Source organism: Nostoc sp. FACHB-133 (assembly GCF_014698055.1).
In the GTDB taxonomy this organism is placed as follows: domain Bacteria; phylum Cyanobacteriota; class Cyanobacteriia; order Cyanobacteriales; family Nostocaceae; genus Nostoc.
The window spans coordinates 225416-238755 of the sequence record NZ_JACJSH010000001.1 but is presented as its reverse complement, the minus strand read 5'-3'; the positions used below and the strand labels follow the sequence as shown (position 1 = coordinate 238755).

At 41.7% G+C, this 13340-nt stretch carries 11 protein-coding genes and 1 pseudogene; 3 read left to right on the top strand and 9 right to left on the bottom strand.

Annotated features, from left to right (window positions below):
- Positions 1 to 264: 264 nt before the first annotated feature.
- Positions 265 to 684, bottom strand: coding sequence for a response regulator (locus H6G86_RS01170; protein ID WP_190932737.1), 420 nt, complete (start codon positions 682 to 684; stop codon positions 265 to 267).
- 114 nt (positions 685 to 798) lie between these two features.
- A complete protein-coding gene (locus tag H6G86_RS38360; protein ID WP_206758420.1) occupies positions 799 to 1110 on the bottom strand; it encodes a response regulator in 312 nt (103 codons plus the stop codon).
- 132 nt (positions 1111 to 1242) lie between these two features.
- Here H6G86_RS38360 and cpcB point away from each other — a divergent pair, with 132 nt between their 5' ends.
- A complete protein-coding gene (gene cpcB, locus H6G86_RS01165) occupies positions 1243 to 1761 on the top strand; it encodes a C-phycocyanin subunit beta (protein WP_190932736.1) in 519 nt (172 codons plus the stop codon).
- A gap of 65 nt (positions 1762 to 1826) precedes the next feature.
- Complete coding sequence (locus H6G86_RS01160) at positions 1827 to 2312, top strand: bilin-binding protein (protein WP_114080581.1); 486 nt, start codon at positions 1827 to 1829, stop codon at positions 2310 to 2312.
- A 173-nt stretch (positions 2313 to 2485) separates the two neighbouring features.
- On the opposite strand, the pseudogene H6G86_RS01155 reads toward H6G86_RS01160, so the two are convergent.
- Positions 2486 to 3754, bottom strand: a pseudogene (locus H6G86_RS01155) (pyruvate:ferredoxin (flavodoxin) oxidoreductase); the annotation flags it as partial.
- Between the two features lie 369 nt (positions 3755 to 4123).
- Here H6G86_RS01155 and H6G86_RS01150 point away from each other — a divergent pair.
- Positions 4124 to 4342, top strand: coding sequence for a hypothetical protein (locus H6G86_RS01150; RefSeq protein WP_190932735.1), 219 nt, complete (start codon positions 4124 to 4126; stop codon positions 4340 to 4342).
- A gap of 103 nt (positions 4343 to 4445) precedes the next feature.
- Here the strand turns inward: H6G86_RS01150 and H6G86_RS01145 are convergent, their stop codons facing one another.
- The 6 genes from H6G86_RS01145 to H6G86_RS01120 all read right to left on the bottom strand — a co-directional run bounded on the left by H6G86_RS01145 (position 4446) and on the right by H6G86_RS01120 (position 13191).
- Complete coding sequence (locus H6G86_RS01145) at positions 4446 to 4823, bottom strand: response regulator (protein WP_174710419.1); 378 nt, start codon at positions 4821 to 4823, stop codon at positions 4446 to 4448.
- 144 nt (positions 4824 to 4967) lie between these two features.
- A complete protein-coding gene (locus tag H6G86_RS01140; RefSeq protein WP_190932734.1) occupies positions 4968 to 7520 on the bottom strand; it encodes an ATP-binding protein in 2553 nt (850 codons plus the stop codon).
- Positions 7517 to 9370, bottom strand: a complete 1854-nt coding sequence (locus tag H6G86_RS01135) for a response regulator (protein WP_190932733.1) — start codon at positions 9368 to 9370, stop codon at positions 7517 to 7519. Before H6G86_RS01135 ends, H6G86_RS01140 begins: the two co-directional genes overlap by 4 nt.
- Before the next feature lie 66 nt (positions 9371 to 9436).
- Entirely contained in the window at positions 9437 to 11200 is a 1764-nt protein-coding gene (locus H6G86_RS01130; protein ID WP_190932732.1) for a WD40 repeat domain-containing protein, read from the bottom strand.
- 412 nt (positions 11201 to 11612) lie between these two features.
- Positions 11613 to 12008 (bottom strand): hypothetical protein, encoded by a 396-nt coding sequence (locus tag H6G86_RS01125; protein ID WP_190932731.1) that lies wholly within the window; start codon positions 12006 to 12008, stop codon positions 11613 to 11615.
- Between the two features lie 322 nt (positions 12009 to 12330).
- Positions 12331 to 13191, bottom strand: coding sequence for a sulfurtransferase (locus H6G86_RS01120; protein ID WP_190932730.1), 861 nt, complete (start codon positions 13189 to 13191; stop codon positions 12331 to 12333).
- Positions 13192 to 13340: the final 149 nt, after the last annotated feature.

The following is a 13340-nucleotide window of genomic DNA, read 5'->3' as shown; positions in this document are numbered from 1 at the left end:
GGATAAAAGAACGAACCGCAAAGGGCGCATAGACACGTTCGCGCAGCGTCTCGTAGAGAAGTGGCTTCCCGAAGGGTAGAGCGCAAAGTAGAAGAGGTAAAGAAGAGAAATTTAAAAGTGATTCACCTATCAAAACTTTTGGGACAGACCACTATGCAGTTTAAGGGTTTTGGCACTAACTAAACCGTATTCCTTTTACACGTAAAACAACCGGGAGCTTGGTAGCCCGTCGGCTTTAGACAGGGGTGGAAAAGCGACACTTTTTTAATTTATTAGTGAAGTAAAATCCCAACCCAGCAGTGTAGCAATCTGAGCAGGCAGGGTAACTGGATCAAAAGGTTTGAGGATTAAACCTGCAACTTCATACTGTCGCAGAATTTGCGAATTCAGCCATCGTACTTTAGCACTAAGCAAGACTACAGGAATAGCTTGAGTTTCTGGATTATTTCTGATTTTATTTATAAGTTCAAAACTAGCAGTGTCATGGATTGAGATATCTAATACAATTGCATCGGGACTATCGCGTACTGCACTCTGTAATCCTTCTAATGGAGAATCTGCTGTCACCACATTCCAACCAGCTAAATCTTGGAGGCAAAGTTTTACTATCTCACGTACATTCAATTCATCATCAATTAGCAATATCGTTTTGCTAATTGTATTTACCTCCTTTACTATATTCATTTCATTTAATTAGACTTTCCTATCATTCAAAATAATTTTATCTGTAACTAAGAAAGATAAATCCAAAACATAAAAAACTAATGAAGATATAGAATTTGTTACAAAACCTCAAAATTAATTGTCGCAACCCAGAATTTCTATAACTTTTTTGTAAATAGAGTTGGGTTTAAAAAGTTTGGTAATCACCCCAGAAATTCCGATCTGAGGGAAACGGGTGCGATCGCGAGATTCAGCCATAAAATAATGGCGAATGTAACATTTTTGAAATAATTCGAGTGTAAAGAATAGTATCAATGAAACAAAAATTGCAGCTAAGGGTAAGAGATGAACTGCTGAGTTCTCTGTCCGAAACGCAGTTTCCCAGCTGGATTTGTCTCCTTTTTCTGCACCCTCGCAGACATTAGTGCAATTACCTTCAACTCTCATTGATGCGAAAGGTATCAATGATTTTTCATAAAAATGTTTCTCACTGCATTGTACAAACAGATTACAAAGACTGAACCTCTTAGTTTTGAGACATAACTTTACTCAATTGAACAAATTTAGGAGACTGGATTAATGTTAGATGCCTTTACCAAGGTTGTTTCCCAGGCCGATACTCGTGGTCAGTTAGTCAGTAACGAGCAAATTGATGCTTTGTTGGCTGTGGTTAAAGATGGTGCGAAGCGCACCGATGTTGTGAACCGGATTACAAGTAACTCTTCAGCGATCATCACCAATGCAGCTCGTGCATTGTTTGCAGAGCAGCCCCAGTTGATTGCTCCTGGTGGAAATGCTTACACCAACCGTCGGGTTTCTGCCTGTATGCGCGATATGGACATCATTTTGCGCTATGTCACCTATGCGATGTTCCTGGGAGATTCCAGCGTTCTGGACGATCGCTGTTTGAATGGTCTGCGTGAAACTTATTTGGCTTTGGGTGTTCCTGGGCCTTCCACGGGAATCAGCATCATCAAGATGAAAGAAGCTGCCATTGCGATCGCCAACGATCGCAACAATATCCAACCAGGTGACTGTAGCTCTTTGATGGCTGAATTATCTAGCTACTTTGATCGGGCGGCAGCAGCAGTAAGCTAACGCTCTTTGGCACTAAAACTTTGTCCAGATAAAACTTTTTGAAACATTAGGAAAATATCATTTAAATGAAAACACAATTGACAGAAGCGGTTGGATCTGCTGATTCTCAAGGTCGTTACTTAGGCAACGTCGAACTTCAAATTGCATTTGGTCGCTTGCGCTTGGCTACCGCAGACCTGGAAGCAGCAAAGCAGTTGGGTTTGAAAGCTCAACAGTTGGCTGAAGGTGCTGCGAATGCAGTCTACCAAAAGTTCCCCTATACCACCACCATGCAAGGCAACAACTATGCTTCTGATGGTCGCGGCAAAGCTAAGTGCTTACGTGATATCGGCTATTATGTGCGAATAATTCAATACTGCCTGATTGCAGGCGGTACGGGCCCTGCTGATGATTATATGTTGGCAGGTCTGGCTGAAATGCACAGTAGCTTTGAATTGGTTCCCAGTTGGTATGCTGAAGCGCTCAAGTATATCAAGGCTAATCATGGTTTAACAGGCGATCCTGGACTTGAGATCAATTCCTACATAGACTACATCATCAACGCGCTCTAGTAGTCTGCTAAGGAAACTTTGTTTGGTTCTCAGCAGAGGGCAGAGGAAAAAAGACTTGGTATTTGCCTCTCCTCTACTCCTCTGCTTCTCTGCTCAAGAGCCTTCCTCCATCTAGAAATTTTGTGGTTGTTAAATTACTAAACACAGGATCTCGTCAATATTTAGATGCGTTTGCCTTGCGTTACTCTCTTTTTTCGTTCAGTAGCAGCAAGGTTTTCAAAGATAGCTTTAATCATGGCTGGCGTGAATTCTTTGGAAGATAAACCATACCGACCACCAATAATTTTAGGCAAAGGTGCAGAGGGACTCGGGGCCCCCACAGAGTGGGGGAAGGGGAAAAGATCCTCCCCTCTGCTCCCTGCTCCCTGCTCCCTTGCTTTTTCTCCCCATGACTCACGGATAGCAGCGACTACATCCAAATACAATGGTTCACCAGATGCACCTGGTTCTTTGATGCAATCTAAAACTGCGATGCTACGGGTAGTTTCTGGCAAAGCAGCGACAAAGCATTTGGCATCATAAGGGCGATATAGTTTAACTTTTAAAACGCCCACTTTCTGATCAAGGGTGTTAAGGTAATTTACTATTTCATGTACAGCTTCGCAACCGGAACCCATCAGCACAATAACTCGTTCGGCTTCTGGGTCGCCGTGGTATTCAAATAGTTGGTACTGTCGCCCTGTCATCGCAGCAAATTCATCCATGACTTTCTGGGTAATGTCTGGACAAGCTAAATAGTAAGGATTAACAGTTTTCCTGGCTTGGAAGTAAACTTCAGGGTTTTGTGTTCTACTGCGCAAAACAGTTTTATTGGAGGTAAGGGCGCGTGACCGATGGGCGAATATCAATTCATTGGGAGTGAATTCTCGCAGGTCATCATCTGTTAAAGTCTCTACTTGGTTAATTTCATGGGAAGTACGAAAGCCATCAAAAAAATGCAGAAAGGGTATTCGTGATTCTAAAGTTGCCCGTGTTGCGATTAGAGCAAAGTCTTGTGCTTCTTGCACTGATGCGGCACACAACATGGCAAAACCAGTATCACGTGCTGCCATCACATCGCTGTGGTCGCCGAAAATAGATAGAGCTTGCGCGGCTAGCGATCGCGCTGCTATATGAAAAACTGTAGGTGTGAATTCTCTGGCAATTTTGTACATATTGGGGAGCATCAACAATAAACTCTGCGATGCTGTAAATGTGGTTGTCAGTGAACCAGTTTGCAAAGCATCATGTACATTACCAGCAACACCTGCTTCACTCTGCATCTGTACCACTGAGGGAACAGTACCCCAAATATTGCGTTTACCTTCATTAGCCCAAGCATCCACCCACTCAGCCATTGGTGAAGAAGAAGTAATCGAGTAAGCAATGACTTCATTTAGTCGATAGACAACTTGGGCAACAGCCTCATTGCCGTCTATAGTTGCAAAACTTCTGTTGTTCATCTTCTTACACCTGCGAGATTCTCTAAGCGCTAGTCACAATTAAATTGAGACTTTCAAAAAATAATCTCTAAATCTAAAGATTTGGTGAGGATTCTAGTTTTTTACAAAAAAAATAATTAGGGAAGACCGCATTCGTTAATCTATTCGTGAAGTTAAGATGCAAACCCAACAGTGTAGCAACCTGATAAAAGAGGCTAACTAGATCAAAGGGTTTGAAGTTAAAAATGTGATATTGAAGCGATATCTTTATGGGTTTTAACAGTTTTTACTGCCAGATATAGTTTTTGAGAAATATCATTCATTTTCAGAATGCATATTCGCCTCTGATTTAAATAATTGTCTGCAATTTGTCCCCACTGTTGGGGAGGAATGCCAGTACATCGACCTGCAATGCGAATGTATCGACTTGCAATGTTAATGCATCGACCTGCAATGCGAATGTATCGACTTGCAATGCGAATGCATGAACTTGCAATGTTAATGCATCGACCTGCAATGTTAATGCATGGACTTGCAATGCTAATGCATCGACCTGCACAAATTAGCCCACGCTATATTACACAACAACTCTCAAAGATTTCTATGTAGACGACGACACGGTAGTATTTTTAAGACGGGTTGGAGAGATCAAAAGCTGACGGATAATATTTAGAAAAATAAATTACAAAAATAAAAAATTAAAACTTCAAAATTAATCGTCCCATCCAAGAATCTCAGTAACTTCTTCGCAAATAGAGGTGGGTTCAAAAGGTTTAGTAATCACCCCAGCAATTCCAATCTGAGCGAAACGGGCGCGATCGCTTGCTTGGACTTTCGCAGTTAAAAAAATCACTGGTATTGCTTGAGTCGCGGAATTTGCCTGAAGTTTTTCATATACTGCAAAGCCATCCATATCAGGCATAGACACATCAAGCAGAATCGCATCAATGGGTTCTGTCTGGGCGATTTTTAATCCTTCTTCCCCTGATGCAGCTGTCAGTGTGTCCCATCCTCCCAAGTCTTCTAAACAAGCTTGTACTAATTCGCGGATTCGTTCTTCATCATCCACAATTAACAATTTTTTTGTCATTTGTCATTGGTCATTTGTCATTGGTCATTTGTCATTTGTCATTTGTCATTTGTCATTTGTCATTGGTCATTTGTCATTTGTCATTCTCCCCCTACTTCCCCTGCTTCCCCTGCTCCCTGCTCCCCTGCCCCTCTGCTCCCCTGCCTAATTTCCCGGTAATGGCAGAGTGAAGAAAAACGTGCTACCGACACTAACAGTACTTTCAACCCAGATTTGCCCACCGTGCTGATCAATAATACTACGACAGATTGCCAATCCCAAGCCTGTGCCGCCTTTGGTGCGAGAATCAGAAGCATCTACTTGCTGAAATCGTCCAAAGATTGTTTCTAACTTTTCTGCTGGGATGCCTCGTCCTTGATCGGCTATTTGGAACAGGACGCGATCTGTTTGCTGTTGGACACTCAGAGTAATAGTAGAATCGGCAGGCGAGAATTTAATCGCATTACCTAAGAGATTGGTGAGTGTTTGAACAATGGCATCAGCCGCCGCCCAAACTTGAGCATTGGTGGGGTGGATCTTAAAGGTAATATTTTGCTGATTGGCGATCGCTTGCACTCCCGCTACTGCTTGTTGAATTAAATCAGCCGCATTGCAGGTTGTTTTTTCTAACAAAGTTCGATCCGACTCTAACCGTTCCAAATCGAGAATATCGTTGACAAGACGCACTAAGCGATCGCTGTCTATGGCTGCAATCTCAATCATCCGCTTAAACTTGTCTGGTTTTTTGTCGTAGATCCCACTTTGTAGTAAACCCAGTGCTGCGCGAATTGCAGTTAAGGGAGTGCGGAGTTCGTGACTAACGATGCCAATAAACTCACTCTTGATCAGATCAATTTGCTGTATTTCACTGATGTCTTCGGCAATCCCAGCAATCCGAACTAACTCTCCTAGTTCATTTTTGATCGGAAATGCGCGATCGCGAATCCAACGGATTGAACCATCAGGACGGATAATTCGATATTTTTTATCGTATTGCCCTGTTCTCATCTGTTCAACGATTTCAAATTCGACGCTCTGGCGATCTTCTGGGTGAATTGCATCGAACCAATCTGAATAATTTTGGTAAAGACTTTCACAACTGCTTTGCCAAATGTTTTCATAAGCACTGCTCACATAGAGGACTTGCTGATTTTGAATATCGGTCATCCAAAATACTGCTTGGATATTTTCTGCCAACTGACGAAACTTTTCTTCGCTTTGGCGTAAAGCTTCTTCAGTTTGTTTGCGAATAGTGATATCTTGATGAACTGCAACTAGAACATCGCCGTAGTCAGGATGATTGAATATAGAAGTCGTCACACTACACCAAAATGGTGTGCCATCTTTTTTAAGATTATGGACTTCATAAGTGGCTTCACTATTTTGTAAGATGGCAGATACAATGGCTTGATTTACATTTTCACCAGTTAAAGATTCACTGGCATAGTTCACAATTGAAACATCCTGACCGTTGAGTTCACCAGAGTCATAGCCAAACATCTGCTCAAATTTCGGATTGGCATAGACAATGACTCCATTATCGATTCTGACTAAGCAAATCCCTTCTGCCATATTTCGGGTGATTACAGCCTGAAGTTCTAGCTTATGCGCCTGTTCTAAAAGTATGAGCTGGGTTTGTTGCTGCTCTCTAACTGTTTCTTGCAGGCGATCATTTGTATCTGTTAGTTGTGCAGTGCGTTCTAGCACCCGTTGCTCAAGTTCGGTATTCAGTTGTTGCAGGGCAACTTGTGCCTGTTTACGCTCCATCAGTTCTGTTTGTAACTGTTCAAATAAAGCTGCTTGCTGGATAGCAATGCTTACCTGCGCTCCTAACTGCCGCAACAGGACAATTTCTGAAGATTGCCACTCACGAGGAGCTGCACAGTGATGAGCTGCTAGTAATCCCCACAATTCATCTCCTAATGAAACAGGAACGACCAGATTTGCCCTTACCTGGAGACTTGCCAAAAATTCAACGTGACAGGGACTAATTCCGGCAGTATAAATATCAGCTTTCGCAGTAACTAAGCCTTGTTTAAAAGGTTCGACGTTTTCTTCACCAATGCAAGGGTCGTAAATCTGGAGTGGTAAAATCGCCATCCATTCCGGTACAACAGACTCAACCACGACTGTTCCACCCCAACCTGGATAAAATTGGAAGATAATGACGCGATCGCACTCAAGAAACTGCCGCACTTCATCGACGGTGGTTTGCAAGATATCTTGTAACTTGAGCGATCGCCGGATGCGTTGGCTCATCTCCATCACTAAACGTTGTTGCTCAAATTGCTGTTGCAGCTTTTCTTGTGCAAGCTTGCGATCGTCAAGAGTCATCCGCAATTGCTCGGCATTTTCCTGAGACAATTGTTGATTGAGTTGTTGAATCTTCTTTGTGCTGTACTTAAGATTGCCTGTTATGAGGTTAATTATCAAGGCAACCACTAGGAAAAGACCTAGCCGCAATATATCTTCTGATTGATTAATCCCCAATTGATATCGCGGAAGGATAAAAAAATAATCAATCGCCAGTGTCGAAAGCACAACTGTAACGATCCCTGGTCGAAAGCCACCAGACCAAGTACTGGCGATGATAGCTATATAAAAAAAAGCACCAATAGTTGGAGATATAAACGGTTCTAGCCAGAGCGATAGCATTAGGGCGATCGCAGTTGAGCCAATAGCGACACCATAGACTAATAATCGCTGATAATTTCTCATAATTCTTTACTTCTCCCTACCTGAGAGCGCCAGCGCGTTCTTTGAATGCGGCTCAGTACCCTTGTCACAAGTTCAGGCCCTAGCACTGGCTTGCTAATAAAATCATCGGCTCCGGCAGCGAAGGCTTGCTGAAGGGATTCTGCTTCAGTATGGGCTGTTACTACCAAAACAGGTAAATCTCCCCACTGGGCATCCTGTCGCACGACTTGGCACAACTCTAATCCATTAACTATTGGCATTTCTAAATCTAGTACTACCAAATCTGGAGATGTTGCCATCAAAACCTTCCAAAATTGCTGTGATTGGGAGAGGGTTGTTACTTCCACTCCCCAAGGGGTTAGCAACGCCGATAGTCCAGCCAGGATTACAGGGTCATCGTCTACGATTAAGACTTTAGCTTCAGAAATTTTCGGTTGAGGTAGGACACGAGCGATCGCCTGAAAAATCTCTTCGGTTGTCGCAGGCTTATGCAAAAATTGTCTAGCTCTTAAACGCGATACTGCCAATCGATCTGCCAAGGTATCTCGTCCTGTAAAGACAATCACTGGGATATTTGGCGATCGCTGTGCAATCTCGCTCAATAATATTAATCCGTCTTCCTCTGTTCCCGGAAAACTCAAATCGAGTAAAACTGCGTCAGGAGTTTTTAAAGCTAGACGCGATCGGGCCGCTGCTAAGTTGGGTGCAATCTTCATCCTGATCCCCCATGAGTCGGCTTCTGCTTGCAACTGCTTTGTCAACGTCACATCATCATCGATTACTAACAACCGATAAGTTGGCTTCATCGGGACGCTTTGAGCGGTGGAAATGACAGCAGGGTGAGTTAATTCTTGCTGTAATGTTGTTACCAATTGCGAAAAATCAGAGATTTTATCTGCTAAGAGGGGGAAATCTGCAAGCAGCAAATGTTCTATTTTCCGTGCTAGCCGGGAACCTTCTGGATAACCGAACGTTCCCATCGAACCTGCTAGCTTATGCGCTTCGTGCAATGCTTGCTGATGTAATTCTTTATTTAGATTCCTTGCTAAGAGTGCAATTTTTGCCTGCTCCAGTACTACAACCTGTGCGCCAAAAGAATTACGAAATCGCTCTAGCACTCGATTAACAGAAGTTATATCTTTGGGGCCGGGTTTTTTCCCATCTTGATTTGTTTCCCCAACAGTGATGGAAGGATTAGGTACAGGCTTGATGCGATAGCCCATGCCATATACTGTTTCTAGAAATTCCTCTGTTAGACCTCCTGTTTTCAGTTTCTTTCGTAAATCTTTAATATGAGTCGTAACTGCATTTTCAGTCGGTGCATCATCAAATCCCCAAAGCCGATCTAGAATCACTGCACGACTAAAGATGCGATCTGGGTTTTGCAAAAATAACTCCAGCAGTTTGTATTCTGTCGCCGTCAGCGAAATTTCTTGCTCATTACAAGTCACTCTGCCGGCACTTGGATCTAAACAGAGATTTCCCCAGGTTAACGTAGATGAATCACTCACTCCACTCCGCCGCAACAAAGACCGAATTCTTGCTAGTAATGCTTCCTGGTCAAAGGGCTTAATGACGTAATCATCTGCTCCCGCGTCTAAACCCGCTACAATATCTGCATTAGAATTTTTGCCTGTTAATAACAGAATAGATTTACGGTAGCCTTGCTTTCGTAGTTGCCGACACAAGTTAATGCCATCCAGCTTAGGAATTAACCAGTCCAGCAAAATCAAGTCATATTCAACCGATATTGCTAGGTCTAGCCCAGTTTGTCCATTGCTTGCTACGTCGATAGTATAACGATTTGCACTCAACAACTCTGCCAATGCTGCACTAAGTAATATATCATCCTCTACCAACAAAATTTTCATAAGTTGCATCCAAAGAAGATGCTTATGACACCTTCGTGATCGCAATCAGCCCCTAATTATAAATTCTTAACTCCGTTGCCAAATTTTAATTGTCTTATCTAAACTTCCGCTAACCAACATCTCGCCAGAAGCTGTGAAGGCTAATGCTGTGACTATATTTCCATGACCTGTAAACGTACCCAGTAACTCCCCAGTTTGTAGATGCCATAATTTGATGGTTTTATCAGCACTACCGCTAGCGATAATTTGTCCATCGGGACTTAAGGCGATCGCATATACTCTATCTCTATGTCCTTTAAGAGTATGAAGTAATTCTCCAGTTTCCAATTGCCAAATTTTTATTGTTTGATCCCAGCTACCACTCACGAGCAGTTTAGCATCTGCACTGATTGCTAACGAACGAACGATATGAGAATGACCCATTAAAGTATGCAGAGGTTGTGCATCCTTTAAACTTTTGATCCCCGTCTGGGGTGAAGTTCGCCAGACTTTGATTTTACGATAGCTACCTGTAACTATAGTTTCCCCATCTCGGCTCAAAACCAGAGAATGAGCAGCTGTATCATCTAAAGAAAGTGCGATCGTAACCTGACGATGCATCAAATCCCAAAACAAAATTTTTCTGTCATCTCCGCCTGTAGCTAACATTCTGCCATCTGGAGTAAAGGCAGCACACCGCACTACCCCATTATGTTTATGCAAAATATCTATCAAGTCTAAAGCACCCACGTGCCAAAGTTTAATTGTGGAATCAGCACCGCAACTCACTAAAGTCTGTCCATCTGAACTAAAAGCTAGGGAATTCACTTCATCCACTAGCCCAGGTATCACCCAAGGATACTCTGATAAAGTATCTATTAATTCACCCTTGCTCAAATCCCAGAGTTTCGTTTCTCCACGACTACCACTTGCCAATATAGGTAAGGCTTTACCATTCTTACACGCAAAACTAAAAGCTAGGCAATTAATACCTCTATTGTGCCCTTGTAAAGTTTGCCAGCATTCCCAGTCACCAACTATACCCTTAAGGCAATGCTCTGATGGTAGAGTTTGTATTGTATCTGCGATCGCTTTTTCATTAATTACTGGCGACGTGTCTTTTTTGCCAATAAGTGATTCTAAATACCAACTCAGACCACCGGCATACAACAAGTTACTCGGACTTATATACAGTTTTGGTTCAGTAAGTTCAATTTGATTTGCAGGTAAAAATCCTGTAATTATACTCTGTCTTTCGTATCCTAACTGACCTGTTGATGGATAAAACAAACAGAGAAAAATTAATACTTGGTGATTTTTTAAATCTTCTTGAGTAACCGACCATTTAATTTTGTCTTTCTTAATACCATTAAAACTTTCTCCATCAGCAACATAAACTTGAACACTTAGCTGAGGATTATCTTTTAGTACATAAGAAAATTTGCTTTCGCCACACAAATTTCCCTCATCATCTAAAATCATATTTTGCAAAGTATCTTGTGATACCTTTTTTACCAACTTCCCCAAACGTTCAGCTATCACCAGGTCAACGATTTTTTCCCGCAAAAGATAATCTTCCGCTTGGCGCTGGAAGTATTTGGGAAAAGGTATCGTCCAGTCTGGAGGCTCAGGATATTCAGGTGGCGTAGGCGGTGGATTTTTGGCAAGAACTTCTGCTTGTTGGCGAGAAAATTCTTGGAGTCTGGCCAATGGTTCGCCCCAAAAAGCCATCATTTCAGTGTGACAACCCTTTACTTGACTTTCCAATAAAGATAAGTCATAAGTTCTAGGTTTCTTCACACGTTGAAGGAAGTCAGCTTGTTGAAATTTAAGTAAGCTAATCCAATCCATCTGCATTCCTGCGGCAAACTATTGCATACCTACGGTAAGCTATACCAATGCAATTACTCAAGTTTATAACCTTAGTTAATTAAAAATTCAGTAATGTTAACAGTCTAATAAAACACAGCCATTGGCAGATGTTTCCGGGAAAAATAGAGATGGATAGCACTTAGACATTTCATGAACTGATGCAGTTGAAGTATATAGAATTAAATGATGTCAGTCAATTCTAACGAAGATGGACAACAAGATACTGTTTCTAAGGAAACACTTCTAGCTGCAAAGGAAAGTTTAATGTGAAAAGCATTTTAAAGGTTGCGGCAACGTTAAGTCAACAAATACCCCCACTAAAATGACTTAGTAACGATTATTTTCGGGTATATCATCTGAAATTGGCATAAATGCTGAAGATTAGCCAATTTTAACCTTTGCGTTTTGGTTGTCTGGGTATAGTACTTACATCAGACGAGTCACTAAAAGTATCTCTTGCCTCAATCTGTTTAATTTTCATTTGCAAGTTCAAGTCATCACTGCTAACAATTGTTTCTAAATTCGCTAATCTCCGCTCTAACAGCTCTATTTGCTGCTGCTGCAAATAGTTAGTTTTTGATTTTTGCTCATCAGAACGCCAAACAGCAACTGTACCAACTGCTGCACCACCAATAGCAACTAAAGGAAGAATAGCACCACTTCTAGTAACGGCTGAGAGTGGGACGCAAACTCCGAGAATGGCGACTGTAATTACCCAAATTCTTGTGGTGGCAGATAATCTGACATCTTGGTATTGTTCTACATTTGGTTGAGATTTTTTAGCCATAAGTCTATCCAAAGAAAAGTTATTTGCTAGATTGGCACAATTGCCCACCAAAATACTTCCTACAATTGGGTTAAGTATAATTGCTCTACTAGCGATCGCAGTTCATGCTTTTTTCCAACTAGGCAATACTTCTTGGGTTTTGGGGATAATGGTAAAGACAAAACCTTTAACTCAAATCTAGTAACTTTTTTCCCAAAACAGATTCCGAGTTATAAAGCAATACAGTTCAGATAAGACCAAAACACTTGTAGAGACGGCGATTTATCGCGTCTCGAAAACCCAACGTCAATTATGTTACAGCAAGAAACCGAGCCTGCGATGCCTACACGTTGATGACTCTGCTATCAATGGGTAAGGAAAAATCACGAGACCATTCATTCCAAGAGCCAAAATAATTTCTAGCAGAAATTCCTACTTGTTCAAGAGCTATTAATGTATTAGCAGCCCTTGAACCTTTAAAGCAGTAAATATACACAATGGACTCTGGAGTAATACCTACTGATTGACAAATCTCTCGGATTTCATTTGGCGATCGGAATGTGGGGATTTCCGATTCGGAATTCATCAGATGATGCCATTCTAACCATACAGCATTAGGGATTCGACCTTTGCGAGGGCAAAAGTCAGGATTATAGGGAGAAGAACTCAGCCCAAGCCATTCGTTGCGATCGCGCACATCTAATTTAATAATTGCTGGATTATCAATTGCTTGCAACATCTCGGCGGTAGTCACCATTATGTCAGTGTTGGGATGCAATCTAAATATGCTGCTTTCACATAATGGTACTTCATCGGTAGTAGGTAATCCCTCTGTCAGCCATGCTCTATATCCTCCGTGTAAGATAGATACCTCAGCGCAACCCAAATACTTCAGTAAAAAAGCTGCTCGACAAGATTGACCATAACCTTTATTTAAAGTATCCTCATAGACAATTAACCGTTCCGCACCCGATATTCCCAGCTTGCTCATAATTTCTGCAAAATACTCTTGTAATTCCTTTAATCCGGCTGGATAGGAACTCTCTAAAAGATAGGTGAAAAAATCTCTAATATTTATGGAGTGAGGAATATGAGAAATAGCATAATCTTCGGGAGTTCGTGTATCAATAATGACAGGAAGTGATGACTTTTCTGCTAATATGGACGTGAGTTCTTGAGGAGAAATGAGGGCTTTTGTATTCACAATTTCATACTTCTGTTATCCTACCATTAGGCATTATCGCGCTCGGTAGATTTGTATTTTGAAATGGAAATCACAGAAGAATGAATGTTGAATGTTACAAGATAACTTTTGTCGATGTGTTGTTTTAAAACTGATTCAATCAAGTTAAA